Here is a 26,387-nt window from a genome sequence, read left to right on the forward strand (position 1 = left end):
ATTGCGGACAAAAAAAAAGCCCCCTAAAAATAGGAGGCTTCGAAACGATCAATAGAGCAAAATAAAAATGACACCACCGCCACTCTTTGGCGTGTAGTTTGACAATCATGTGCGACAGAATTGCAGTTCATTTTTTGCTCTCTTAAGACAAATTGCGGAGGATTATACTCAGATAAAAACGGCATGCAATACTTTCTGTAAAGTATTCATTTAATGGATTTTTATGCGAAATAACCTCTACATTTTGCTTTGATTTAAGCCCTTGTTGAAACAGAAAATCTCAGGGTTTTTGGGGCGATAATGCCCTCAAGTACATGAAAAAAAATGCGGGCTTTATCCAAGGGCTAAATCCCAAGTTCGCCGCCCGCATTTCCCTGTCATTACACTTAACTTGTCAATGTCTCGCGAACAAGTGAGTGCTTAACTTCTTAGTTGTTTCGATTCTTAGCTGTTTAGGTAATTAACTGCCTAGTGTTGCAACCATTACTGCTTTGATGGTGTGCATGCGGTTTTCAGCTTCATCGAACACGATAGAGTATTCAGACTCAACTACCTCATCAGTCACTTCCACACCGTCTTTTAGCTGTGGATATTCAGCCGCAAGTTGTTTGCCTACCGTGGTATCTTCGCCATGGAAAGCTGGCAGACAGTGCATGAATTTCACATGTGGGTTACCCGTTGCTTTCAGCATTTCCATGTTCACTTGGTAAGGCATCATTAGGTTGATACGCTCAGCCCATGCTTCTTTCGCTTCGCCCATAGATACCCAAACGTCGGTGTACAGGAAGTCACAACCTTGCACGCCTTCTTGAACATCTTCAGTCAGTGTAATTTTGCCACCTGTGTGCTCTGCGATTTCACGACACTGAGCCAATAGTTCTTCTTGTGGCCAGAACTGTTTTGGAGCAACAAGGCGAATGTCCATGCCCATTTTCGCTGCGCCAACCATCAGAGAGTTACCCATGTTGTTGCGAGCATCACCTAGGTAAGCAAAGCTGATTTCATGCAGTTGTTTACCACGGCCGTATTCCGTCATGGTTAGGAAGTCAGCAAGAATTTGTGTAGGGTGGAATTCGTCAGTCAGACCATTCCATACTGGAACTCCAGCGTAAGCGCCTAGCTCTTCAACAATCTCTTGACCGAAGCCGCGGTATTCAATGCCATCGTACATACGGCCAAGAACGCGAGCGGTATCTTTCATTGATTCTTTGTGGCCAATTTGAGAGCCAGATGGGCCTAAGTAAGACACGCGAGCGCCTTGGTCGAATGCCGCTACTTCGAATGCACAGCGAGTACGAGTTGAGGTTTTCTCAAAGATAAGCGCAATGTTTTTGCCAGTTAGTGTTGGCTGTTCGTAACCGTTGTACTTCGCTTTTTTTAGCTCCATAGAAAGATCTAATAAGTGTTGAATTTCGCGTGGAGTGAAATCTAGTAGTTTTAGGAAGTTACGATTGCGTAGGTTAAAAGCCATGATGTATTCCTTCTTAGATTTAGGCGCTTTCTTGTTACAGGGAAAGAAAATTCAAGAAAGCGCGATTCAATTTTTGTGTATTAATTTCAGTTCAAACGGTGATTCAGTTTTCTCGCAAGGTTTGAAAAGCTCGCGAGTAGATTAATCTTTGGTGATGTTGGTGCCCGCCAAGCCTTGCAGGATTTGCAAACCATCTTCGAGTGCACCAATACCGACGACTTTGCCGCCTTGCTGAATGAATTCGCACGATGCTTCAATTTTTGGTCCCATAGAGCCTGCATCAAATTCGAATTTCGCCAGTTCACTTGGTGTGGTGCTGCGCAGTGCGTGTTGAGTCGGTTTGCCCCAATCAAGGTAAACAGCGTCCGCGTCGGTCAAAATAAGCAGTGCATCCGCATCCAGTTGTTTCGCTAAGAAAGCCGCTGACATGTCTTTGTCGATAACCGCTTCAACACCCACTAATTTGCCGTTCTCTTTTTTCACTGGGATGCCACCGCCGCCAGTACAAATCACTAGGTGGCCTGCATCGATAAGTTGGGTGATCGCTTCGTGCTCAACAATGCCAGTAGGGCGTGGGCTTGGCACAACGCGACGGAAGTGTTGGCCGTCTGGTTTGACGATCCAGTGGAATTTCTCCGCCAATTCACGCGCTTCCGCTTCTTCGTAGATCGGGCCAATCGGCTTCGTTGGATCGGCGAATGCAGGATCGTTTGGATCAACGGTCATTTGCGTCAACATGCACGAGATGTTGCGGTTAGGTAGATAGTTCTTGAACTCTTGCATCAGCATGTAGCCGATCATGCCTTGAGTCTCACTGCCCAATACATCTAGCGGATACGGGTTTACTTTTTTGTATTCCAAACCTTGCAGAGCCAGTAAACCAACTTGTGGGCCATTACCATGTACTAGAACCACGTTGTACACTTTCGCGATTTCAGAGATGTTTTTAACCGCTGTTTCAATATTACGGCGTTGAACATCGGCTTCTAACGGCTCACCGCGACGAAGTAAGGCATTACCGCCGAGTGCAACAACAACAGTTTGCTTAGTCATAATTGTGTTCTCTCATTTTGGCCAAGCTGAGATTATTTAAGATCATTCAACTTGGCCGTTTTCGTCTTAGTGATTAGATACCATCACGCTCAATTGGGCAGCTCATGCAGCGTGCGCCACCGCGACCGCGGCCAAGTTCATCTCCAGGGATAGGAAGAACTGTGATGCCTGCTTTATCGTATTTTTCATTGGTGTAGGTGTTGCCTTCGTAGCCAATCACAACGCCAGGTTTAACCGTTAGAACGTTGTTTGCATCGTTCCACTGCTCACGTTCTGCATGGAAGTTGTCACCACCGGTCGTGATTAGGTTTAGCTTGTCTACGCCAAGTGCTTTTTCGATAGCTGTTACGAAGTAGCCTTCTTCTTTCACTTTCACTGCGCCAGACTCATCACCAGTTAGGTTCCAGCACTGTACGTCTTTACTCACCACTTCAGGGTAAACAGAGAACGTATCTTCGTTCATGTGCGTCATAACGGTGTCTAAGTGCATGCAAGAGCGGTGTTTTGGTAGCTGCATTGCGATAACTTGTTTCGCTTGACCGTGTTTGAATAGGCTAGATGCTAAGTGCTCAACACCTTGTGCTGTTGTACGCTCAGACATACCGATAAGAACCGTACCGCGACCGATTACAAGAACGTCACCGCCTTCAATGGTTGAGTTGTCGTAGCTGATGTTTTCTTCATCGCCGAAGTACTTAATGAAGTCTTGGCCAGCAAATGTTGGGTGCCAGCGGTAAATAGCGCGAACGTGGTTGGTTTCACGTTGACGAGCAGGTTTCGCCATCGGGTTGATGGATACGCCACCGTATACCCAGCAAGATGTGTCACGAGTAAATAGGTGGTTTGGTAGCGGTTCGATAATGAAGTCGGTTGGTGCGTGCATGCCTTGCATCATTGAAGATGATTTCATTGGCATCTCAGCGTAAGACAGACCACCCGTTAGGATTTTTGCTAGTTCTAGGTTTGGTAAGTCGCCCAAGTAGCAGCGCACATCGTTAGCAAAGGTTTTGCCTAAGCGGTAATCAGAAACTTGATGATTCAAAAGCCAATCTTTCGCTTCTGGCACTGCTAGCGTGTCTGCTAGTAGGTCAGTAAGAAGAAGAACTTCAACACCTTGATCACGCAGCGTTTGAGTAAATGCGTCATGCTCTTTACCAGCACGTTCAACAGCCAGTACGTCATCAAATAGTAAATCGTGACAGTTAGAGGGTGTTAGGTGAGTCAGTGCGCGTCTTGGACGGTGAACTAGAACGCGGCGTAATTGACCTATTTCAGAACCTACATAGAACTTACTCATGATCGTCTCTCTCTTATATATTTGAATTACTTTTATCGCTAAGAGTAATTATTTATTTTCAGTTGAGAAGAATGAATTATTTATTCATATCTCTTGTCTGGAATTAATATTACGCCTGCTAGTCAGGTATTCTTAGAGATCTATCACAAATCGTTTTTTATCCCGCAGCCCTTTAAAATTAAGGGTTTTAACAAACTTTATGCACTTTCAGTTATGAATAATACATTCTAAATAGTTAGCAGTTAGGGAACTTTATGCACGCTTTTTTGACGAAACTTACTAGAATCTAATTTACGAGGGATTATATGCAGAATAGTTTTATTGATAAGAGTGTACTTAGCTTGGAAGTATGCAGTGTTTTTATTTAGATATTTAATTTTGGATGTGGAATTAATTGTTTATTAACAAAGTAAATGCGAATAAAGCTGTTGCGATCACATTTTAAAATCGGCTGTTTAAGTGTGTTTTTTGATAGAAAAGGGCATTAATCCTCGTCTGTTTATTAGGCTATTAATTACTTTAAATATAATTAACGCTAATAAGTGACTAACTATTTGTTTAAACATCATGGTTGAAAATAGAGTGTTATTTCATCAAGAAAATTAGATGTTTAAAAGTAGGATTGATTCTTCTATTGCGAGTGCTTTGAGTTTAGTTGAGCTTGGCTACGAACAGAAGAACCTTGAATATCGCGTGTATGGCTTTGAGGATCTGTTTCAGTGGCAGAGGGTTACATTGAGAGGGAACAATAAAAAAGCCGCTGTGAGAAGCGGCTTTGGATGAGAAAGGAGTGAAGTGCTGTTAGTTAGATCAGCGCACCAATACTCAGTACAACAATGCAGAACACCATCAATATACCGACTAGTGGCATCACCCATTTAACCCAGCGCACGTAAGGGACACGAGCAATCGCCAAACCACCCATCACCACCGCGGAGGTTGGGGTGATTAGGTTCACCAAGCCAGATGCAGATTGGTACGCAGTGATAACCAAGTCACGACCTACGCCAGCAAAGTCGGCCAGTGGTGCCATGATTGGCATGGTCAGTACCGCTAAGCCAGAGGTCGATGGCACTAAGAACGACAGTAGAATCTCTAAGAAGAACATCACGTTAATGAAGATAACCGAAGAAAGCCCCGTTACCATCTGTTCTGCTGAGAAGAGAATGGTATCGGTGATCATACCGCGGTCCATCACCACTACGATACCACGTGCAATACCTATGATGAGCGCAACGCCAAGTAGGTCGCGGGCACCATCAATGAAGCTGGTGGTAAACTCTTCTTCGCTCATGCGAGCCACAATACCAACGATGATGGTTGCTGCTAAGAACATCGCTGAGATCTCAGCCATCCACCATCCAGCAACGGATACACCATAAATCATTACAGCGAACGAGCCACCAAAAATGGTCAGAATCAGTTTGCGAGTCGCGGTGAATTCAAGTTTTTCGCCGCTCGCATTACCTAAGAAGTGCGCTTTGTTCTCTTCGTATTTGTCGTAGACAATTGATGTTGTTGGATCGGCTTGAACCATTCTTGCGTAACGCATTACGTAGGCAACACAAATACCCCAACCAATAATCAACATCGCAATGCGCAACACGATACCGTCTGTAAATGGAATACCAGAGGCGTTGGCAGCGATCACGGTTGCGAATGGGTTAATCGTTGAACCCAGCACCCCAATACCTGCACCAAGCAGTACGGTCGCAGCGGCAACAAGAGGGTCAAAGCGAGCTGCCATCATTACCGGCACTAGCAATGTATAGAAGGGCAGTGATTCTTCCGCCATGCCGTAGACGGTACCACCTGCGGCAAATAGCGCCATCAGTATTGGTATCATCAACTCTTCTCGCCCTTCTAAGCGGGCGGTGACGCGCTCGATACCGGCATCAATGGCACCCGTTTTGGTTACTAGCCCTAAGAAGCCACCAATGATTAAGATGAACAGCGAAACGTCGATAGCCGCCGCTTCATAGCTATTGTGGTCATAGAAGCCGTCAATAGGCGCGAGCAGTACATCAATCACGCCTTGAGGGTTACCTTCTACCGCTTGATAGGTTCCGGTTACGGGTACTTCTCGGCCTAGCTCTTCATTCATTGCACGGTCGTATTGGCCTGCTGGAACAATCCAGGTAAGCAGTGCGACGAACGCAATCAGAATAAATAGAATGGTGTAGGCAGAAGGGAATTTAAAGTTGGCAAAGAAGCCGCCCTTTTTTTTCTCGCTTGGTATCGTTTGAGTTGTCATGGCTATCTCCTTACATCATCTTAAATAGAAGTGATGTGAATTAGCGACTAATGATTTATAGATTGTAAATACACGGACACTTATAAAGCACTCAACGATATAAAGTTGCTGACTTTAAATTAAGGTTGTTTTTATATTTACTAATCCAAATGAAGTTAGATTTAATTTAGCTGCGGTTATTTTATTCCTTACTCCGGTATTTAAGTTTGGTGCTGTTCACAAAAATAATGGCTAATAAAAGGGCTAAAAAATGGCAGAAAATCGTCAAGGTTTTTTGGTTAGTTAGCTTGGATTAATATTCGTTGTGGATTAACTGGAAGTGGAAGGAGATTGATTTGGTAGGTGTTGTTTATGATTAGGCAGAATAATCTTGGAATTTTATTCAAACTTTATTTTTAGGCGGTTTTTAAAGTTTATAATGGTTATTTGATGCGTATCAAATAACACATTGAGCAGAAAACAAAAAAGGAAGCCGAAGCTTCCTTTTAAATGTTCAATCACCAGCGAATGTTAGATAAACAGACCGCCGAATGCGAAGCCGAGTGCTACCGCTGTACTGATTGTTGCCACACCAGGAATGAAGAATGGGTGGTTAAATACGTACTTACCAATACGAGTTGAACCTGTGTCATCCATCTCAACCGCTGCCAGTAGCGTAGGGTAAGTTGGAAGTACGAACAGTGCACTTACCGCAGCAAAAGAAGCCACGGCTGTTAGTGGTGCTACGCCAATCGCTAGAGCTGCAGGCATCAGTGCAACCGTTGTCGCGCCTTGAGAGTAAAGCAGCATAGAAGCGAAGAACAGAACAAGAGCCAGCATCCAAGGGTAGTCAGCAAGTAGAGCACCAGCAACGTCTTTGATTTCAGCAACGTGTGCATTCACAAACGTTGAACCTAACCAAGCCACACCCAGTACACAAACACATGCTGTCATACCAGAGCGGAATGTTGGAGCCGAAGAAATCTTCGCTGCATCAATCTTAGTGAACATCACGATTGCCGCTGCTGCTGCCAGCATCACAGACATGATCGCTTCGTTACGGCCCAGTGCTGGGTTTTCAATTAGGCCAACAGAGCTAGAGATAGCGGCTGCGTAGCAAACAACAAAACCAATCGCTGCAAGGAAGATGTAAGTCGCCTTCTTCGCTGTTGGTAGAATTTCGCGTTTCTCTTCTGTTGCTAGCTTGATTAGACCTTTCTCTAGACGTTCTTGGTAAATAGGATCGTCTTTCAGTTCGCTGCCCATGTAGTTCGCGACAACCGCACCAACCATACAAGCGATGAAGGTTGTTGGAATACAAACCATCAATAGCGTTAGGTAATCGACACCAAAGGGTGCCAGCATCGCTGCGAAAGCCACAACTGCTGCCGAAATAGGCGAAGCTGTGATCGCAATTTGAGAGGCTACAACTGCGATAGACAGTGGACGAGAAGGACGAACACCTTGGCCTTTTGCTACTTCTGCAATAACAGGCAACGTAGAGAATGCTGTGTGACCAGTACCCGCCATTAGTGTCATTACAAAGGTCACAATCGGCGCGTAAAAGGTGATACGTTCAGGGTGTTTACGCAAAAAGTTTTCTGCAATTTGTACCAACCAGTCCATACCGCCAGCAACCTGCATTGCTGCAATTGCGGTGATAACCGACATGATGATCAAAATTACATCGACCGGGATAAAAGATTGGCTTGTTGGAACACCAAGAATTAATGAAAGGGCAATAACACCAGCACCACCGGCAAAACCAATACCGATACCGCCAATTCTGGCCCCCAAAAAGATAAAGAGCAGGACGACAAATAGTTCTACTGCAATCATAAGTAACACCTCATTTTAGATTTTATTATGTGAACATTCGCCACTGGAATGTTCACATAATAGTTCTATGGTTTAGGTTTAATTAAGCAAAAACGCAACTAACGGAAATCCACAAGATCAGCAGGGTTAACCGTATTGGAGCCTAAAAAAGGGCTCCGTTTGGAGCCCTTTCTCGCTACCGTTATTCGTAGCGTTTAGCTTTATACTGAGGATGCATTAGATTTTCAACAGAGAAAATGTCATCAAGTTCTTCTTCGGTCAATAAACCGCGTTCTAGAACTACATCACGAACACTCTTACCTGTTTCTGCACAGATCTTACCAACAATGTCACCTTCGTGGTGGCCAATGTATGGGTTTAGGTAAGTGACGATACCGATAGAGTTAAATACGTGCGCTTCACATACTTCTTTGTTTACCGTAATGCCGTCTACACACTTGTCGCGCAGGTTCACACAAGCGTTTGTCAGAATGTCTAGAGACTCAAACATGCTTTGTGCAATAACAGGTTCCATTACGTTCAGTTGAAGTTGACCACCTTCCGCAGCGAAAGAAACCGTGTTGTCGTTACCTAGAACTTTGAAGCAAACTTGGTTTACTACTTCAGGTACAACTGGGTTTACTTTAGCAGGCATGATTGAAGAACCTGCTTGCAGTTCAGGTAGGTTTAGCTCGTTCAAACCAGTACGTGGACCTGAAGAAAGTAGACGCAAGTCGTTACAGATCTTAGATAGCTTAACTGCTAGACGCTTAAGTGCGCCGTGCGTCATTACGTATGCGCCACAGTCAGACGTTGCTTCGATTAAATCTTCAGCCGCTACACACTCTAGGCCTGTTACTTCTGCTAGGTGTTTCACTGCTAGGCCTTGGTAACCCGGTGCTGCGTTCAGACCTGTACCGATAGCCGTTGCGCCTAGGTTTACTTCAAGCAGTAGTTTTGAAGTGTATTCTAGGTTTTTGATTTCTTCATTGATGGTTACAGCCCAAGCGTGGAACTCTTGGCCAACCGTCATTGGAACTGCGTCTTGAAGCTGAGTACGACCCATCTTCAAAATCGTGTTGAATTCTTGGCTCTTAAGCTCGAATGCACCTTTTAGGTATTCGATCGCATCAATCAGTTTACGAACGCTGTTGTAAACAGAGATACGGAAGCCAGTTGGGTAAGCACAGTTTGTAGATTGGCTGCGGTTTACATGGTCGTTCGGGTTGATGAACTCGTATTGGCCTTTTTCTTTGCCCATAAGTTCAAGAGCCACGTTCGCAACAACTTCGTTTGCGTTCATGTTTACAGAAGTACCAGCACCACCTTGGAAAACGTCCGATGGGAACTGATCCATGCACTTACCCGTGTCTAGAATTAGGTCACAAGCTTGGATGATGTATTTAGCCACTTCGCTTGGAATTACACCTAACTCTTTGTTTGCTAAAGCCGCCGCTTTCTTAGTCATCACCATACCGCGAACGAATTCAGGTACATCTGAGATCGTTACATTTGAGATGTTGAAGTTTTCAACTGCGCGTAGAGTGTGGATGCCGTAGTAAGCATCAGCCGGAACATGACGTTGACCTAATAGATCTTCTTCGAGACGAGTAGCTTGAGGAGCTTCAACTTGAGCTTCTGATTGAGTAGCCATAACAGGATCCTTAGAGAATTATTCTGATTATATAGTTAGTTATTAGCCTATTCTGTGTGCAAATACTCCGTTCGCTAGAATATTGGGCTGATAAATCCGTCCTGACTTATGTGGCACATGATACTGTACTTAGCGCATAAAAATATTAAGTGGATCACCTTTTTCGGTTTTGTTTCGTCAATATTTTGCAAAGTTATTCTTGGTCAATAAACACGCTTATTTACCGGATAAATTTGAGATTGTTAGGGCTTTCAGCGTAAACTGCAAGTAACAAAGGAGGGCGTGTGTTTCCTATCTTATTATTACTATTTATCTTCGTACCCATCATTGAGATTGGGCTATTTATTCAAGTTGGTGGCTTCTTAGGATTGTGGCCAACTATTGCGTTGGTTTTGATCACTGCATTTGTGGGTGCATCGCTGGTTCGTAGCCAAGGCATTCAGACACTTATGTCTGTGCAAGGTCGTTTGCAACAAGGCGAAATGCCAGCACAACAGATTCTTGAAGGCGTGATGCTTGCAGTTGCCGGTGTATTGCTGCTGACTCCGGGTTTTATGACGGACGCACTCGGTATGTTGGTATTATTGCCAGCACCAAGAGCGATGATTGCCAAGAAAATGATGGAAAAAATGGTGGTGACCAACATGTCTGGTGGTTTCCATGCCGGTGGACAAGCTGGTTTTGGCCAGAGCCCATTTGGACAAGACCCATTCAATCGCGATCCATCTGACCAATCAAAAGACGGCAACACCTTTGAAGGTGAGTTTGAGAAGAAAGACGACGACAACGATCGTAACCGCTTAAACTAATTAATTTTTTCTCTCTTTATATAGAGGGAAAACAGAAAAGGCTCTTACCTTTATCCTTCGCAAGAAAGTGATAATGGTAAGAGCTTTTTTATTGTCTGTCGCTAGCTGTTACTTACTGTTTACTATCGATAACAGATAACAGATAACAGATAACAGATAACAGATAAAAGATAAGTTTGAGCGTTCGGTTATACCGCGCCTTCAAAGCCCATTTGTCGCCATGCTTCAAAAGCAATGATTGCCACTGCGTTAGACAGGTTCAGGCTGCGCGCGTCTGGCATCATTGGAATACGAATGCGTTGTTCCATTGGCATGCTTTCAATGAACTCAGCAGGCAGGCCGCGAGTCTCTGGGCCAAACATCAACACATCACCTTGTTGGAATTTTGCATCAACGTGGTGACCTGTCGTTTTAGTGGTGCAGGCAAAGATGCGGAAGTCACCCTCGCGTTCATTCTCAAGATACTCAAGGAAAGCTTCTAGGTTCTTGTGACGCTTAACTCGCGCAAGGTCGTGGTAATCCAAGCCAGCACGACGAACCTTCTTCTCTTCAAAATCAAAGCCAAGCGGTTCAATCAGGTGCAGGTTTGCGCCGCAGTTAGCACATAGGCGGATGATGTTACCCGTATTGGGTGCAATTTCTGGTTCGTATAGAGCGATATCAAACATGTTGGTTCACAAGAGTAATCAAAGATAGCCCGAGTATACGGTGGCAAGCTGAGTGAGTACAGTTCACCACCATTCGCTTACGCTTTATTCGCGAGTGCTTGTGCGTAGTTTTCAGCAACCGCCTTCCAATTCACCACATTCCACCATGCGTTGATGTAATCAGGACGACGGTTTTGGTAGCTGATGTAGTAGGCGTGTTCCCAAACATCGAGCGCAAGAATCGGTTCGCCATCACTGACAACGGTATCCATCCACGGATTATCTTGGTTCGAGGTTGAGATGATCTTCAGTTGCCCTTGCTCTACCACTAGCCAAGCAAAGCCGGAGCCAAAGGTATTGATCGCCGCTTGGGCGAACTGATCTTGGAATGTCTCGAAATCACCGAAGGTACTCTTGATAGCCTCACCAAGCTCGCCCGTAGGTTCACCACCGCCGTCTCGCGACATGCAGTTCCAGTACAAGATGTGATTGTAGTAGCCACCGCCATTGTTACGAACAGCCGGGCTGTGCTGAGAGATGTTGGCGAAGATCTCGGTCAGAGATTGCTGTTCTAGCTCGCTGCCAGACACCGCCGCAACAAACTTATCGTAGTAGGTTCTATGGTGCTTGCTGTAATGCACTTCCATTGTCTTAGCGTCAATGTAAGGCTCTAGGGCATCGTAAGCGTAGGGTAAAGCAGGGAAAGTGTGCGACATGGTAAATCCTCCTTAATTAGAGGATTTACCATAATGGTAATGAAAATCATTATCAACTGCGATCTTTGTGGGGGTATTACACCGGTAAGATAGGCAGGGTGATTTCGAGTTGTAATCCACCGAGCTGGCTGCGGGTTGCGGTGATGGTTCCGCTGTGTTGGCGAATCGCACTTTCAGTAATGGTTAATCCAAGCCCTGTGCCGCCAGAGTTTCTGTCACGCGCTGTTGAGACACGGTAAAAAGGTCTGAAGATAGAATCGAGTTCATCCTCTGGAACACCATCACCATTATCATTGACGCAAATTGTTAGCTGATCTTGAACCACATGGAACTGTACATCCACTTGGTCTTTACCGTAGTAGATGGCATTGCGTGTAATGTTGTCTAGCGCACTCATCAGCAGTTTAGGGTTCCCCGAAATAGAGCGTTCTGGGATCTCCGAGAACGTCAGTTGTTTGCCCATCTGTTCGGCTTCAAACTCTGCGTCTTTTAAGATCTCTTCCCATAGGCTCGAGATAGGCTGAACCTCACGAGTAATATGGCTGTCGACCTGCATACGAGATAGCGTCAGCAGCTCACTGATCATCTGTTCCAAACGCTGTGCTTCGGTATCAATGCGTTCTAACTCTTGGCTCTCGCCTTGTTTACGAATCGCCAGTGCATTGGCCATGCGAAGACGTGTCAGTGGCGAGCGGAGCTCGTGTGAGATATCAGAGAGCAGGCGTTGTTGCCCCGAAATCATCTGGTTTACCGCTTCTACCATCTGGTTAAAGCTTTCACCAGCTTGTCTGAACTCTGAAGTACCTTTTTCGAGTGTTGGATCGACCTCGAATTGACCTTTCGCCACGCGTTGTGCCGCGCGTTCTAGCCTGCGAGCGGGTTGACTCAGTGCCCAAGCTAGCCAAAGCAATAGCGGGGTACTCGCTAGCATAACCGCAAGCAGTAACTGCAGAGGTCTATCAAACAGGCGTAACAAGAACGGAGGTGGTTGAGTCCACTTTATTCCGGCGTACATCAACAACTCTTCACCCGCGAGTTTGATGGGTACTGGACCTGCCACCATGTAGTGTCCGTACAGTTTTTGTTTCGGCACTTCAGGGTTATCTATCGAGGTAACAAAGTTACGAATCGCCTTTAGCTTATAGTCTGAATGCCTTTTCGAGGTAAGGACTGCGCCCTCAAGATCGGTCAGGTAGATGCGAGCTCTAGAATCCTTGCGGCTGCGTGGTGCCTCCAGTTGGAAGACAATCTTGCCCAGATTAGGTTCTTTGGCGTAGCGTTTCTCTGTGATTTTAGCGATACGCTCGAGTTTATCGAGGTGATCTGCGGGCACATCTCGCGCGACTCGAGGGTCTAAATGGGGAAGTGACAGCACCGACAAAAGCACCAGTAACATGGTGAACCAAAAGATAGCAAAGATACGTCCATATAAGCTGGTGATTTTAGGTATACGCATTAATCTTCCTCTACCAATAAGTAGCCACGGCCTCGTAAGGTTTTGATGCGTGATTTGCCGTCAGTGCGCTCAGGAATCTTCTTACGTAGATTAGAGATGTGCATGTCTATCGCGCGGTCAAACGCTGCGAGCCTTTTACCCAGCACATCCAAACTCAATGCTTCTTTGGTGATCACTTGCCCTGGGTTTTGGATAAGGTGACTCAGTAGGGCGAACTCGGTTGTGGTGAGGTCGATGAGCTCCCCATTGCAGTAGGCTTCTTGTTTGCCAGGGAAGACTTCGATGTCTTGATATTGAACTCTATCACTGGCCGCCTTAGGTGCGGTGTTGGTTTGAGTACGACGCAAGATAGCTCGAATACGAGCTAACAACTCTCGGTCACTGAAAGGTTTAGGCAGGTAATCATCCGCGCCAAGTTCAAGACCAATCACACGGTCGATCTCTTCGCCTTTTGCGGTCAGCATCAGCACTGGTGTTTCCCAATTTTCTCTCAGTTTCTTTAGTGTTTCCATGCCATTAAGACGCGGCATCATCACATCCAAAAGAATCAGGTCAATCTCATCATTGATAGCTTCCAGCCCTGCATAGCCATCATTGGCTTCGGAAACAGTGAAGCCCTCAAAGCTCAGAATGTCTTTGAGTAAGCTGGTTAACTCGGTGTCGTCATCAATAAGAAGAATGTTCGCCATTGGGAAGCCTTAATCGGTTATCTACTATTTACAGGTTAATAATACTGCTAATTATTCGTCAACTTTCACTCTTTACGATTCTTTACGCTTTCTAAACGTCACTTTACGAGGGAAAGACTAATCTATATCTAAGCGCTGAGAAACAGACGCAACACATGACTTATTATACCGAATTGAGGCAACAATTATGAAAATGACTAAGAAACTTGTACTAGCAGCTGCGGCACTTCCACTAATGTTAGGTACAGCAAGCGCGTATGCTTACGGTGGTGGTGATAAAGGTGACCACAAAGGTATGCACGACAAGTGTGGCGGTTTCGATAAAAAAGTAATGCGCCAACTAGACCTAACCGACGCTCAAAAAGAACAGTTAAAAGAGATGCGTGAAGCAGACCGTGCTGAGATGAAAGCAAAGCGCGGTGCAAACAAAACGGCAAAAATGGCGCAAATGAAAGCGCATCACGAAAAGGTTCAAGCATTGGTACTTGCTGACAACTTTGACGAAGCAGCAGCAAACGACCTAGCAAGCCAAATGGTTGAGAAGCAAACTGAGCGTCGCGTAGCAATGCTTAAGAAGCAACACCAAATGATGAGCGTACTAACGGCTGAGCAAAAGACTCAACTGAAAGAAATCCAACAAGAGCGCATGACTAAGTGTGCTGACAAAATGGGAAAACGCATGAACAAAGACAAGTAATTCATTGCTTGAAAAATCAGCGTTGAATGAAAGTGTTTAGAAAGAAGCGGCCGAGTGTCGCTTTTTTTGATCCTTAAAAATGAATGTTTCACATCATGGCTGTCATATTCAATTGGTGGTTTGCAGGTTATACTTTGTGCTATCAGTCACTTTATAGCCAAGTTATGAAACAAGAATACGCACGTTTAGTTACGCTCGCCGCTTGGGCAGCCACCACCATCGCCACTATTTTATTGATAGTGAAAGTCGCAGCTTGGTGGGTGACAGGTTCCGTGAGTCTGTTGGCTTCCGTCGTGGATTCAATGCTGGATATCGCGGCCTCTGTCGTTAACCTTATCGTGGTTCGTTACTCTCTGCAGCCTGCCGACAAAGAGCACACCTTTGGTCATGGTAAGGCTGAATCTCTCGCTGCATTAGCGCAGGCAATGTTTATTTCAGGCTCTGCATGTTTCCTTATTCTCAATGGTATTGAGCGCTTCTTCCGACCTCATGAACTGAACTCTCCAGAAATTGGTATCTACGTCAGCCTGTTCGCGATAGTGATGACCTTTGGTCTGGTTCGCTTCCAAAAACATGTGGTCAACAAAACGGGTAGCCAAGCTATTGCAGCCGATTCATTGCACTATCAATCAGACCTTTATATGAACGCCGCGATTATGCTGGCACTGGCATTGAGTTGGTTTGGGCTTGGCCAAGCGGACTCTGTATTTGCGGTGGGTATAGGTATCTACATTCTGTACAGCGCTTATCAAATGGCGATGGAAGCGGTTCAGTCTCTGCTTGATCATAAGCTGCCAGATGATGAGCTGAAACAGATTAAAGAGACATCATTGAGCGTGGAAGGCGTGTTGGGTGTGCATCAATTACGAACGCGTCGCTCGGGGCCAATACGCTTCATCCAACTGCATCTAGAATTGGAAGATAATATCCCACTTATTGAAGCGCATCGCATTTCTGACGAAGTAGAGGCTAAGCTTATCTCCGTGTTCCCTGATGCTGATGTATTAATTCACCAAGACCCGTATTCGGTCGTATTTGGACCAGAGAAGCAGCAGAAATTCCACTCGTGGTAATGCGTGCTAAAAATCAGCGGGCAAATGGTAAGTGAGTGGCTTTTGAACTAAAGTGAGTAAAAATTATTAACTGTTAGGTGATTCAAAAACCACCTTAGTAACAATTAATGTTGATTCTGATGTGAATCAACAAAGTTATTGAGTAAAACTGTAATACTCTTACAGAAGTAGAAATGTTACATAATTTTACGCGATTTGAGTGCTATTCCTGTTGAGGAAATGTAACATAACGCACAAATATAGATTTAAAATCTTGTTGATATACAATCAGCAAGAACAAGAATTGAATAATAGATTCCCAAAAATCGAGGGTGAGCATGATTAAGAAGATCGGTGTTTTGACCAGTGGTGGTGACGCTCCAGGTATGAACGCAGCAGTTCGCGGCGTTGTTCGTACTGCGTTATCAGTTGGCATTGAAGTTTACGGTATTTACGATGGCTACCAAGGCCTTGTTGAAGACCGTATCGAAAAGCTTGACCGTTCAAGCGTATCTGACGTGATCAACCGTGGTGGTACTTTCTTAGGTTCTGCACGTTTCCCTGAATTTAAAGACGTTGCTGTTCGTGAGAAAGGCATTGAGAACCTTAAGAAGCACGGTATCGAAGCACTTGTTGTTATCGGTGGTGACGGTTCTTACATGGGTGCTAAGAAGCTGACTGAAATGGGTTACCCATGTATCGGTCTTCCAGGCACAATCGATAACGATATCGCGGGTACTGACTACACAATCGGTTACCTAACAGCGCTTAACACTGTTATTGATTCAATTGACCGTCTACGTGACACGTCTTCTTCTCACCAACGTATTTCTATTGTTGAAATCATGGGCCGTCACTGTGGTGACCTTACGCTTATGTCAGCAATCGCGGGTGGTTGTGAGTACATCATTACTCCAGAGACTGGCCTAGATAAAGAACAGCTTATCAGCAACATCCAAGATGGTATTGCGAAAGGTAAGAAGCACGCAATCATCGCTCTAACTGAGCTAATGATGGATGCTAACGAACTGGCTAAAGAGATCGAATCTTCAACAGGTCGTGAAACTCGTGCAACGGTTCTTGGTCACATCCAACGTGGTGGTCGTCCTACTGCATTTGACCGTGTATTGGCTTCTCGTATGGGTAACTACGCTGTTCACCTTCTTCAAGAAGGTCACGGTGGTCGTTGTGTTGGTATCGAGAAAGAAGAACTTGTTCACCACGACATCATCGATTGTATCGAGAACATGCAGAACCCAGACCGTTCTGAGCTGTTCCGCGTTGCAGAAGAGTTGTTCTAAGCCACGCTTAGCGTTCTCTTAAAGAATTTAAAAACCGCTGATTATTCAGCGGTTTTTTTGTGCCTGCCGTTTGGGTTTCAGAAACGACAGGTAATAAAAAAGGCCAACCTAAGTTGACCTTTCATCTAATCTAAACGGTGAGGTTTAAATTAAGCTTTTGCTTCAGCTGCTGCTTTAGCGATAGCTGCGAAGCTTTTCGCGTCTAGAGCTGCGCCGCCAACTAGAGCACCGTCGATGTCTGGTTGTGCGAAGTAAGCTGCTGCGTTTTCTGGCTTAACAGAACCGCCGTATTGGATAACAACTTTCTTAGCAACTTCTTCAGATTTCTCTGCGATGTGTGCACGGATTTGAGCGTGGATGCGTTGTGCATCTTCAGCTGTAGCTGCTTTACCAGTACCGATAGCCCAGATTGGTTCGTAAGCGATGATAGCGCCTTCAAGAGCTTCAACACCTTGAGTGTTGATAACAGCGTCAAGTTGACGAGCACATACTGCAACAGTTTCGCCTGCTTCGTTTTGTGCTTCAGATTCACCGATACAAAGAACTGGAGTTAGGCCGTTCTCTTTTAGGAATGCGAATTTCTTAGCTACGAACTCATCTGATTCGTTGTGGTATTCACGACGCTCAGAGTGACCGATGATGATGTGAGATGCGCCGAACTCTTTAAGCATTGCTGGAGACATGTCGCCAGTGAATGCACCGCTGTTGTTTAGGTCAGAGTTTTGAGCACCTAGGATGATCGCGCTGCCCGCTTCAGTAAGCGTACGCTCTGCTAGATCAACGAAAAGTGCTGGTGGAGCAACTGCTACGTCTACGCCTGTTACGCCTTCAAGTTCAGCGTTAAGACCGTTTAGTAGATCAACAACCATTTCTTTGCTGCCGTTTAGTTTCCAGTTACCCATAACTACAGGATGACGCATAGGAATATCTCCAAAGTATTTAAATAAATCGAATGTAAAAAAGTAAACTTTATTACGAAATAATATAACAGATTAATATCAACAGATCATGACTGTGGTCATGACTTTCTTGGATCTTACTCAATGGTCAGAGTAGATTTTGAGCATATATCAGTGATCCGGCAGACAGAATAATAGCTAACTTCTCGGATTTTTCATCGTTAGTTGTTATTAAGGGACAAACGATTGCGTTAACAACAGGAAGTAACAATGCCGAATCTAGTTCTAGAGTACTCCAATTCAGTGGATGAGCGAGTAAATATCCAAGGCTTACTGGAAGATCTCCACCAAGTCGCTCTCACATGTGGCTTGTTTGATGTGCCATCAGTGAAATCTCGTTCACTGCGTTGCCATAATTGGTTGGTCGGTGATGAGGAAGATAGTGTAGACTTTATTCATATCAGCTTTGAGTTACTTTCGGGACGAACGGAAGAGCAAAAGCGAGAATTGTCACGATCGTTAATGCAGATCCTGCAAGAACAAGCGAGTCATGTAAGAAGCTTAACGGTGAATATTCGTGATATGGATAAAAGTTGCTTTCAAAAAGTAATAAACTAACCATTGCTGCTGACTTTTAGCGGCGTATAAATTTGAGTATTTAAGATGTCGATGAAAGAATTACTGCTCTCTTTCAAGGGGAGAATTGGTCGTAAGACTTACTGGATTTGGAATGTTTTCTACTACATAGCGATTACCGGTTTTGCTTCAGGTATCTCTGTGTTGTTCCCTGCTTACTCTTATATCCTGCTACCAATCATCCTATTGATGCTTGTGATCCCAGACCTTGCGGTAACCGCTAAGCGCTGGCACGACCGCAATAAGTCTAATTACTGGCTACTATTGAATGTGCCATTAGTATTGGGTCGTTTAGCTTCGCCAATGGTTGCAACGACGACAGAGCCGGTATCGCCAATTCATATGGCGGCAACCGTCGCGGCATTAGTGTGTGGTTTCTGGATTCTGATTGAGTGTGGTTTGTTGAAAGGTACAGAAGGCCGTAATGACTACGGCGAAGACCCATGTAAATATTGAACAGCGAACCAATAAGAAGGGGGCATTACGCTCCCTTTTTCTTTTTAGTGCTTTGCTAATTTCAGTACATTTTAGGTTCGGTATTCGGCTTAAAAGGCACGACATTTTCAGGCAGAGATTCTTCAAAGCCGCAGCGCCCTTCGAGTGCATCTTGGAACTTACAGACCTGACAGCGCAGCTCTTGCATGAGTACGACATTGGCGTGGTGTGGGTTTTTACAACGGCTAACCACTAAGTCGATGTGACTTTGCTGCGCACGAAGTCGGTCTTGCATCACGTCTGAAGCCGAACAAATCATCTGTTCGCACATCTCGTGTTTGAATTGATTGAATGCTTTCGGGTCGCTTTTCGCGAGTTGGACAAGTTCATCAAAGGGTGGCAGTTTTTGAGCGGGTTGTGGATGCGCCATCATTCCTTCCTTAGCATTAAGCGTGTTTCATATGCTCTAAGCTTAAGAAAGAAATCTGTACAAATTTTAATCTATTTGTATTTTCTCAATATTGAGACGGTATTAGCCGATTACCTTTGCAATCAAAGGGCGGGTGTTAAGGTGTAAGTGCAGCGTCGTTCGCCAGCAATGATGTGCTCTGTACGGCTCACGTGACACTCATCTTTTAGTAACTCAGTAAACACGTTGAGCTCAGATTGGCACAGGCTAGGGCAGCGAGTTGCAGCCTTACAGATAGGGCAGTGGTTCTCAATTAAGATGTAGTGATCATCATGCTCTTGAAGCTCAGCCATGTAGCCTTCGTCTTCACGAAGCTGGGTGAGTTTTTTAAGCTTGCTGATGAGTGAATCACAGCCAGACAGCGCAGTTTGATACTGCTTAAGAGTGTGTTGTTCACGCTCGGCAGCAACCTTAGCCAGCCCTTCTTTACCAAATAGATTCTCGACAGCATCAATCACTTGAATGGTGAGTTCACCATGTCGGTCTGAAAATTGGTTATGACCTTGTTGAGTCAGGGACCAGTGGCGAGTCGGGCGACCCACTTTCACTTTCACATCATGAAACGCAAGAATACCGTCATCTTCCAGGCTTTGCAGATGTTGCCTTGCCCCCATTGTCGTCATGCCAAATTCTTCTGACAGTTGTTTCGCGGTTACCGCGCCTTGACGCTTAATGGTCTGTAAGATTCTGTCGCTTGTTTTCATACTATCCCTACCTAATGAACCTTACTATTATGAGGCAAGGTGTTTATAAAGCAAACCATTTACTATATTGATGATAATTTACTCTATAGATAGCGTTTTACTCTATTGGCTGCCATGGTCAGATTCTGGTGCGCTAATAAAACAAAAGGCTGATACTAGGTATCAGCCTTGGAATATTCTGTTTCACCGAATTTAGGCTTACAGGATATGACCTACTACTTCTGGATCTTTACGCTCTAGGTAGTGGATAGATTTGATGCGGCGAATTGTACGGCAGCGGCCACGGATAAGCAGGGTTTCTGTGGTTGCGATATTACCTTGACGAGAAATACCTTCTAGCAAGTCACCCTTAGTGATGCCTGTTGCTGAGAATACAACGTTGTCGCTGCGTGCCATGTCTTCCATCTTCAATACGATACCCGCCGTTACGCCCATTTCTGCGCAGCGCTCAAGTTCAAGTTCACCGTGCTTGCGGTTCTCTTCTGTGTCGCCTTTCACTTCGTGGCGAGGTAGAAGACGACCGTGCATGTCGCCGTCGAGTGCGCGAATTACCGCCGCCGAGACCACACCTTCAGGTGCGCCGCCGATGCAGTACATGACGTCTACTTCACTGTCTGGCATACAGGTTAAGATAGAAGCCGCAACATCACCGTCTGGCACAGCAAATACACGAACGCCCATTGCTTGCATGTCGGCGATGACTTGATCATGACGAGGCTTAGCAAGCGTGGTTACGACTAGAGTATCAAGTGTTTTACCTAGTGCTTTAGCGATGTTTTCTAGGTTTTCTGTTAGTGGCAGTTCTAGGTCAATCACGCCTTTAGCGCCAGGGCCAACAACCAACTTTTCCATGTACATATCAGGCGCTTTAAGGAAGCTGCCTTTTTCGCCCGCAGCCAATACAGCCAATGCATTTGATTGGCCCATTGCTGTCATGCGTGTCCCTTCAATTGGGTCAACTGCGATGTCGACAGCGTCGCCGCCCACACCTACGTTTTCGCCGATGTATAGCATAGGTGCATCATCGATTTCACCTTCGCCGATAACAATCTCACCGCTAATTTCGGTTTTGTTTAATAGGCTACGCATTACTTCTACAGCAGCGCCATCTGCAGCGTTTTTATCGCCACGGCCAAGCCACTTGTAACCAGCTAGTGCTGCACCTTCTGTGACACGAGAGAATGACATTGCTAAATCGCGTTTCATGCGGACTCCAAAATTTTCAAAGGGGGAATAGAAATTTCGCGGCGAATTTTACCATATCCAAAAGGAAACGTTTGCCTTTTTGTTTTTTGGAGATTGCTCTCGATCAATTCGCAGTGGAAAACAGTTATTATTCATCAAAATAATCGGTTTGCCGTTGTGGCGGTAATCGTTCACGTCAATATTCGGTAAAAAGCGCTGTTTTTTTCATCGAATGGCGCAAAATATCGAATATATTGAGTGTTTATCCTTGCTCTGCTGAGTAGAATGGGGAAATAAGTGGAGTGAACCTTCACCATCAAACGGATAACTTAAAGGTAGGCCAGAATGTCTTTTGAAGTACTAGAGCAGCTAGAAGCAAAAATTCAAACAGCAGTAGATACAATTGCACTTCTTCAAATGGAAGTGGAAGAGCTTAAAGAAGAGAAACAAGCACTAGCAACAGAAGCTGGTGAGCTTAAAGCAAGCCGTCACGAGCTAGAGCAAAAAACTCAGCAAATGCAGGAAGAGCATTCAGCATGGCAAGATCGCATCCGTAACCTTCTTGGTAAAATGGATGAAGTAGAGTAATCGACTCTTCAGATTTAAAAAAACGCCCGCTACTCAGTAGCGGGCGTTTTTGTTTGTGTTCTTATGATTTGTTTTATTATTTGAAGCTGAGTGAGAGTTACTCGACGTCTTCTTCCTCGACATCCAAATTGAGTTCTACATCTAGAGGTTCGGCAGAAAGAATGATGCCAGTGTTGTCTGCGTAGAGGTAATCTTCAGGTAAGAAGGTCACGCTGCCAAAGTTCACTGGAACGTCTAATTCACCGACACCTTCTTGGCTCGCACCAACAGGGATAGAAGCCAAGGCTTGGATACCTAGGTTCATGTCTTCAAGCTCATCGACTTCACGAACGCACCCGTAAACCACAATCCCTTCCCACTCATTGTCTTCGGCAAGTAGGGCTATCTCAGCATCGATCAGCGCTTTACGTAGTGAGCCGCCCCCATCGATTAACAACACACGCCCCAGACCGTCTTGCTCTAGTACAGAGCGAATCAAAGCGTTGTCTTCAAAACACTTTAATGTCGTGATCTGTCCTGCGAAGGATGCACGTCCACCGAAGTTGCTGAACATTGGCTCCACGACATCAACTTGATCCAAATATATGTCGCACAGTGCTGAAGTGTTGTATTCCATTAGTATACCTTTTGAACAATGAGCTTACTTTGAGTATATCGGCGCTTGATCCCTTTGCAATGATTAGTCTCATTTAACTCAATAGAGTTTGAGCTACGACAACCCCTGCAAACAATAGGTTAGTGACCAGTGAGCATTTCACAATCACGGGCATCATTGGTGCAATTTGCGCTGGCTTTTCGGTTTCCCAAACGGCTTTGCCATGCTTGTAAACAATAATAATGCTCAGCAAAAACGGCAGGCTGATCCAGACCGGTTTTTCTTGAATAAGCAGGTAGATAGCGAAAGACGCAAGGGCGAGGCCAAGCAGAGCAAAATGATAGTGTTTGGCTTTGCGTTGTCCTAGGCGAACCGCCATGGTGCGCTTACCACATTCGCTGTCGTTTTCGATATCACGCATGTTGTTGATATTGAGTACCGCAACCGCCATCAAGCCACAGCCCAATGCCGGAAGGAATAGGCTTGGTTCAACATGGCCAGTGTGCAAGAAGTAAGTCCCTGAAACACCTAATAAACCGAAGAAGATAAATACCGATAAGTCGCCAAGGCCAATATAGCCATAAGGCTTATTACCGACGGTATAAGCGATGGCAGCAACAATGGCTAATATGCCTAACGCAATGAAAGATAAGATACTTTCAATCGAGGTTAAGGCATGAAAAATAAGAATCAGCCCAGCGACCATAGTAAACACGATGTTGAGGATGATCGCTTGCTTCATGGTTTTCGCTGTTACCGCGCCAGATTGCATGGCACGTGTTGGCCCCAGACGATTTTCGTTGTCTGTGCCTTTTACGGCGTCGCCATAGTCATTGGCTAGGTTCGATAAAATCTGTAATAGGGTGGCGGTTAAAAATGCCAGTAGGGCTATCGATAAAGAAAACTGACCACCGGCGAACGCTAAACTACTTCCTGTAAGAATAGAGACAAGTGCGAGAGGCAGAGTTTTTGGTCGTGCGGCATCAAGCCAGATCAGTAGAGATTGTTTCATCGTAGGTCTAATTCTTTGTAAGTCTTCGTTTCATACTGTGATTTGAGTATACGCCCATTTTTCGGGTAATAAAAAGCCCACTCGAAAGTGGGCCTTGAATTCGCTTATTAGCTGCTATTTCTTTGAGATAGAGCAATAAGTTAGAGTTTGGTGTGCTACAGGATGAAGCGGCTTAGGTCTTCGTCTTCAACGAATTCGCCAAGTTTCGATGTTACGTAAGCTTCATCAATCACTAGCTTGCTGCCAGCTTTGTCTGTTGCTTCGAATGAAATCTCATCCATTAGACGCTCCATCACTGTGTGTAGACGACGCGCACCGATGTTCTCAGTGGTTTCGTTTACGCGCCATGCTGCGTCCGCAATCTGGTTGATGCCATCTTCAGTGAACTCAATGTTGACATCTTCTGTTTTCATTAGGGCAATGTATTGCTCTGTTAGAGATGCTTTTGGCTCAGTTAGGATGCGTTTGAAGTCATGTGCTGATAGTGCTTCAAGTTCTACGCGGATTGGTAGACGACCTTGTAGCTCAGGGATCAGGTCAGATGGCTTAGCCACTTGGAATGCGCCTGATGTGATAAACAAGATGTGGTCAGTTTTAACCATACCGTGCTTGGTTGATACTGTGCTGCCTTCGATAAGAGGCAGTAGGTCACGCTGAACACCTTCGCGAGATACATCTGGGCCTGAACTGTCGCCACGCTTACAGATTTTGTCGATCTCATCGATGAATACGATGCCGTTGTTTTCAGCGTTGAAGATCGCGTTCTCTTTCAGCTCTTCTTGGTTCACAAGCTTCGCAGCTTCTTCTTCCGTCAGTGCTTTGAATGCGTCTTTGATTTTCATCTTACGCTTTTTCTTGGTGTCGCCCGCTAGGTTTTGGAACATGCCTTGCAGCTGGTTTGTCATCTCTTCCATGCCTGGAGGTGACATGATTTCAACGCCCATTTGCGGTGCGGCTACATCAACTTCAATCTCTTTGTCATCTAGCTTACCTTCACGCAGTTTCTTGCGGAAAATCTGACGAGTGTTTGAAGAGGTGGTGTCTTCAGTTGATTGCTCGTTCTGACCCCAAGCATCACGCGCTGGTGGTAGAAGGGCATCAAGAATGCGTTCTTCAGCTTGTTCTTCAGCGCGGTATTGTACTTTTTCCATCGCTTGTTGGTGCGTCATCTTGATCGCAACGTCCGTTAGATCACGGATGATGGTTTCAACTTCTTTACCAACGTAACCCACTTCGGTGAACTTAGTCGCTTCTACCTTGATGAAAGGCGCGTTTGCTAATTTCGCTAGGCGGCGAGCGATTTCAGTTTTACCTACACCCGTTGGGCCAATCATCAGGATGTTTTTTGGCGATACTTCAACACGTAGGCTTTCTTCAAGCTGCATACGGCGCCAGCGGTTACGAAGAGCGATAGCCACTGAGCGCTTAGCGTTGTCTTGGCCGATAATGTGGCGATTGAGTTCGTGAACAATTTCGCGAGGAGTCATCTCAGACATGGTTTTTCCTTAATTCTTTAATCACTGTTGAATACAACGTTATTGATGGAAGCGGTCGTTACTCTGGCTTTGGCAGCTCAACGGTGCTTTCTAGTTCTTCAATAGTGTGGTGATGGTTGGTGAAGACACAGATGTCGCCTGCAATGTTCAGCGACTTTTCTGCGATTTCACGCGCATCTAAATCAGTATTTTCTAATAGTGCAGTAGCGGCTGCTTGAGCGAAGTTTCCGCCCGAACCGATCGCAATCAGGTCGTTCTCAGGTTGAACTACGTCACCGTTACCTGTGATGATCAGTGAAGCGGTCTCATCCGCTACTGCTAACAGTGCTTCTAACTTACGTAGAGCACGGTCGCTACGCCAATCCTTCGCTAGCTCAACTGCCGCTTTGGTGAGATGGCCTTGGTGCATTTGCAGCTTGCTTTCAAATTTTTCGAATAGCGTGAAAGCATCTGCCGTACCGCCAGCAAAACCAGCCAGTACTTTGTTGTTGTATAGGCGACGTACTTTACGGGCATTGCCCTTCATTACAGTATTGCCTAGAGATACTTGTCCATCACCCGCGATGACGACTTTATTATTACGACGTACAGATACAATGGTAGTCACGAGTAGGGCCTCTTAATATTTCTTATCTTTGGGTATAAAAAGTATATGAGGATGGTGCTCGGATAATTCAAGGAAGGGCGAGTGATGTCGCGCAACTTATCGGCGGAAGTTGTAAGGAAAACTGACTAAAGGGAGTAAATAAAAGAAAACCTCCACAATGGGAGGCTTTCGGAGTTTGTTTTTCGGCTTTTGCTAAGATTAAGACTGCGACTATTGCTAAATCTAAATCTAAATCTAATCGGTGTCTTTCCAAATAGCGCAAGGTTCGATTTTCGCCCGTTGCAGCTTATGGCGATCGCGCTCGGCGTCACGCTTCAACTTGTATGGCCCTAAAACCACACGGTACCAGCTACTGCCGTCTTTTTTACGGATTTCACTCGAGATACCTTGGAACGCAATATCTAACTTGCGCGTTTCTGCCTGTGCTGACGTTTTGTAAGCGCCACACTGCATCACGTAAGGGATCTTAGAGATCTCTTGCTCTTTGGCTTTAACTTCAATCTCGCGGCTTGGCAGCGTTTCAACGTAGTCCCACTTCTCTTCTGGAGGCGGTGGAATCACTTTCGCTGGTTTTGGCTTAGGTTTTGGTTTGGTAGCCACAGGTGTTGGTGCTGGCGGCTCAGGATTATTACTCAATAAGTAAAGTCCATAACCAAAACCACCGGCAAGGAGGATCGCCAAAAGACCACTGCGCCAAGGTTTACGGCGAGGGGCTTGTTTCTTGGTCGGTTTTTTCGTGCCACGACCGCGCTTTACATAATCTCTATTAGCCACAAGACAATTCAATAGTTGCTGATTCTGTCCTCATGGTAATCCAGATTGCGCGAGGATAATAGTGCAGAAATGGAAGCGGCACATCAAAATGTGC

The 26,387-nt window shown here is 45.3% G+C and carries 26 protein-coding genes; 7 read left to right on the forward strand and 19 right to left on the reverse strand.

Annotated elements, in window-relative coordinates; all coding sequences use genetic code 11:
• Window positions 1-460: 460 nt before the first annotated feature.
• From LMH68_RS09080 to aspA, 6 genes are all read right to left on the reverse strand, one after another.
• The gene (locus LMH68_RS09080) at window positions 461-1,471 is read right to left on the reverse strand and encodes an ornithine carbamoyltransferase (RefSeq protein WP_017062722.1); all 1,011 of its coding nucleotides are present in this window, start codon (window positions 1,469-1,471) and stop codon (window positions 461-463) included.
• A 141-nt stretch (window positions 1,472-1,612) separates the two neighbouring features.
• A complete protein-coding gene (arcC, locus tag LMH68_RS09085) occupies window positions 1,613-2,524 on the reverse strand; it encodes a carbamate kinase (protein WP_229647414.1) in 912 nt (303 codons plus the stop codon).
• Between the two features lie 73 nt (window positions 2,525-2,597).
• The gene (arcA, locus tag LMH68_RS09090; protein WP_017062724.1) at window positions 2,598-3,821 is read right to left on the reverse strand and encodes an arginine deiminase; all 1,224 of its coding nucleotides are present in this window, start codon (window positions 3,819-3,821) and stop codon (window positions 2,598-2,600) included.
• 805 nt (window positions 3,822-4,626) lie between these two features.
• Window positions 4,627-6,075, reverse strand: coding sequence for a YfcC family protein (locus LMH68_RS09095; protein ID WP_017062726.1), 1,449 nt, complete (start codon window positions 6,073-6,075; stop codon window positions 4,627-4,629).
• 510 nt (window positions 6,076-6,585) lie between these two features.
• Window positions 6,586-7,893 carry an anaerobic C4-dicarboxylate transporter gene (locus LMH68_RS09100; RefSeq protein WP_004729714.1) on the reverse strand — a complete coding sequence of 436 codons (1,308 nt, stop codon included), beginning with the start codon at window positions 7,891-7,893 and terminating at the stop codon, window positions 6,586-6,588.
• A 181-nt stretch (window positions 7,894-8,074) separates the two neighbouring features.
• On the reverse strand, window positions 8,075-9,526 hold the full coding sequence (gene aspA, locus LMH68_RS09105; protein WP_017063668.1) for an aspartate ammonia-lyase: 1,452 nt from the start codon (window positions 9,524-9,526) through the stop codon (window positions 8,075-8,077).
• A 284-nt stretch (window positions 9,527-9,810) separates the two neighbouring features.
• Between aspA and LMH68_RS09110 the strand changes: the two genes are divergently transcribed.
• Complete coding sequence (locus LMH68_RS09110) at window positions 9,811-10,335, forward strand: FxsA family protein (protein ID WP_012604974.1); 525 nt, start codon at window positions 9,811-9,813, stop codon at window positions 10,333-10,335.
• Between the two features lie 188 nt (window positions 10,336-10,523).
• On the opposite strand, the gene trmL is transcribed toward LMH68_RS09110, so the two are convergent.
• The 4 genes from trmL to LMH68_RS09130 all read right to left on the reverse strand — a co-directional run bounded on the left by trmL (window position 10,524) and on the right by LMH68_RS09130 (window position 13,843).
• Entirely contained in the window at window positions 10,524-11,003 is a 480-nt protein-coding gene (gene trmL, locus LMH68_RS09115) for a tRNA (uridine(34)/cytosine(34)/5-carboxymethylaminomethyluridine(34)-2'-O)-methyltransferase TrmL (protein ID WP_009844716.1), read from the reverse strand.
• Between the two features lie 77 nt (window positions 11,004-11,080).
• Window positions 11,081-11,698 carry a superoxide dismutase gene (locus tag LMH68_RS09120; RefSeq protein WP_017066564.1) on the reverse strand — a complete coding sequence of 206 codons (618 nt, stop codon included), beginning with the start codon at window positions 11,696-11,698 and terminating at the stop codon, window positions 11,081-11,083.
• Between the two features lie 76 nt (window positions 11,699-11,774).
• Complete coding sequence (cpxA, locus tag LMH68_RS09125; RefSeq protein ID WP_017061164.1) at window positions 11,775-13,154, reverse strand: envelope stress sensor histidine kinase CpxA; 1,380 nt, start codon at window positions 13,152-13,154, stop codon at window positions 11,775-11,777.
• Window positions 13,154-13,843, reverse strand: a complete 690-nt coding sequence (locus LMH68_RS09130) for a response regulator (protein WP_017061163.1) — start codon at window positions 13,841-13,843, stop codon at window positions 13,154-13,156. The genes cpxA and LMH68_RS09130 overlap by 1 nt, the downstream gene beginning before the upstream one ends.
• Before the next feature lie 187 nt (window positions 13,844-14,030).
• On the opposite strand from LMH68_RS09130, the gene LMH68_RS09135 reads away from it, so the two are divergent.
• From LMH68_RS09135 to pfkA, 3 genes are all read left to right on the forward strand, one after another.
• Window positions 14,031-14,540, forward strand: a complete 510-nt coding sequence (locus LMH68_RS09135; protein WP_229647415.1) for a CpxP family protein — start codon at window positions 14,031-14,033, stop codon at window positions 14,538-14,540.
• 164 nt (window positions 14,541-14,704) lie between these two features.
• Entirely contained in the window at window positions 14,705-15,613 is a 909-nt protein-coding gene (gene fieF / locus LMH68_RS09140) for a CDF family cation-efflux transporter FieF (RefSeq protein ID WP_017066567.1), read from the forward strand.
• Between the two features lie 317 nt (window positions 15,614-15,930).
• On the forward strand, window positions 15,931-16,893 hold the full coding sequence (pfkA, locus tag LMH68_RS09145) for a 6-phosphofructokinase (RefSeq protein WP_017061160.1): 963 nt from the start codon (window positions 15,931-15,933) through the stop codon (window positions 16,891-16,893).
• A gap of 149 nt (window positions 16,894-17,042) precedes the next feature.
• Here pfkA and tpiA read toward each other — a convergent pair whose 3' ends face one another.
• A complete protein-coding gene (tpiA, locus tag LMH68_RS09150) occupies window positions 17,043-17,813 on the reverse strand; it encodes a triose-phosphate isomerase (RefSeq protein WP_017061158.1) in 771 nt (256 codons plus the stop codon).
• Between the two features lie 249 nt (window positions 17,814-18,062).
• Here tpiA and LMH68_RS09155 point away from each other — a divergent pair, with 249 nt between their 5' ends.
• Both LMH68_RS09155 and LMH68_RS09160 read left to right on the forward strand, forming a co-directional pair.
• Complete coding sequence (locus LMH68_RS09155; RefSeq protein WP_017061157.1) at window positions 18,063-18,410, forward strand: 5-carboxymethyl-2-hydroxymuconate Delta-isomerase; 348 nt, start codon at window positions 18,063-18,065, stop codon at window positions 18,408-18,410.
• Between the two features lie 45 nt (window positions 18,411-18,455).
• Window positions 18,456-18,884 carry a DUF805 domain-containing protein gene (locus LMH68_RS09160; protein WP_017063673.1) on the forward strand — a complete coding sequence of 143 codons (429 nt, stop codon included), beginning with the start codon at window positions 18,456-18,458 and terminating at the stop codon, window positions 18,882-18,884.
• A gap of 61 nt (window positions 18,885-18,945) precedes the next feature.
• Here the strand turns inward: LMH68_RS09160 and LMH68_RS09165 are convergent, their stop codons facing one another.
• The 3 genes from LMH68_RS09165 to glpX all read right to left on the reverse strand — a co-directional run bounded on the left by LMH68_RS09165 (window position 18,946) and on the right by glpX (window position 21,242).
• Window positions 18,946-19,293, reverse strand: a complete 348-nt coding sequence (locus LMH68_RS09165; protein WP_017061155.1) for a DUF3135 domain-containing protein — start codon at window positions 19,291-19,293, stop codon at window positions 18,946-18,948.
• A gap of 122 nt (window positions 19,294-19,415) precedes the next feature.
• Complete coding sequence (locus tag LMH68_RS09170) at window positions 19,416-20,036, reverse strand: helix-turn-helix transcriptional regulator (protein WP_017063674.1); 621 nt, start codon at window positions 20,034-20,036, stop codon at window positions 19,416-19,418.
• Window positions 20,037-20,234: 198 nt separating this feature from the next.
• Complete coding sequence (gene glpX, locus LMH68_RS09175; RefSeq protein WP_017061153.1) at window positions 20,235-21,242, reverse strand: class II fructose-bisphosphatase; 1,008 nt, start codon at window positions 21,240-21,242, stop codon at window positions 20,235-20,237.
• Between the two features lie 324 nt (window positions 21,243-21,566).
• Here glpX and zapB point away from each other — a divergent pair, with 324 nt between their 5' ends.
• On the forward strand, window positions 21,567-21,809 hold the full coding sequence (gene zapB / locus LMH68_RS09180; RefSeq protein WP_008219652.1) for a cell division protein ZapB: 243 nt from the start codon (window positions 21,567-21,569) through the stop codon (window positions 21,807-21,809).
• Between the two features lie 97 nt (window positions 21,810-21,906).
• Here zapB and rraA read toward each other — a convergent pair whose 3' ends face one another.
• The 5 genes from rraA to ftsN form a co-directional block, all read right to left on the reverse strand.
• Window positions 21,907-22,425, reverse strand: coding sequence for a ribonuclease E activity regulator RraA (gene rraA / locus LMH68_RS09185; protein WP_102333889.1), 519 nt, complete (start codon window positions 22,423-22,425; stop codon window positions 21,907-21,909).
• A 73-nt stretch (window positions 22,426-22,498) separates the two neighbouring features.
• A complete protein-coding gene (locus LMH68_RS09190; protein WP_017061151.1) occupies window positions 22,499-23,416 on the reverse strand; it encodes a 1,4-dihydroxy-2-naphthoate polyprenyltransferase in 918 nt (305 codons plus the stop codon).
• Window positions 23,417-23,571: 155 nt separating this feature from the next.
• Complete coding sequence (gene hslU / locus LMH68_RS09195; RefSeq protein ID WP_017061150.1) at window positions 23,572-24,912, reverse strand: HslU--HslV peptidase ATPase subunit; 1,341 nt, start codon at window positions 24,910-24,912, stop codon at window positions 23,572-23,574.
• A gap of 58 nt (window positions 24,913-24,970) precedes the next feature.
• Window positions 24,971-25,519, reverse strand: a complete 549-nt coding sequence (hslV, locus tag LMH68_RS09200) for an ATP-dependent protease subunit HslV (RefSeq protein ID WP_004729692.1) — start codon at window positions 25,517-25,519, stop codon at window positions 24,971-24,973.
• Between the two features lie 234 nt (window positions 25,520-25,753).
• The gene (gene ftsN, locus LMH68_RS09205; RefSeq protein WP_229647416.1) at window positions 25,754-26,293 is read right to left on the reverse strand and encodes a cell division protein FtsN; all 540 of its coding nucleotides are present in this window, start codon (window positions 26,291-26,293) and stop codon (window positions 25,754-25,756) included.
• Window positions 26,294-26,387: the final 94 nt, after the last annotated feature.

The organism is Vibrio sp. F13 (assembly GCF_020806305.2).
GTDB classification, from domain to species: domain Bacteria; phylum Pseudomonadota; class Gammaproteobacteria; order Enterobacterales; family Vibrionaceae; genus Vibrio; species Vibrio crassostreae_C.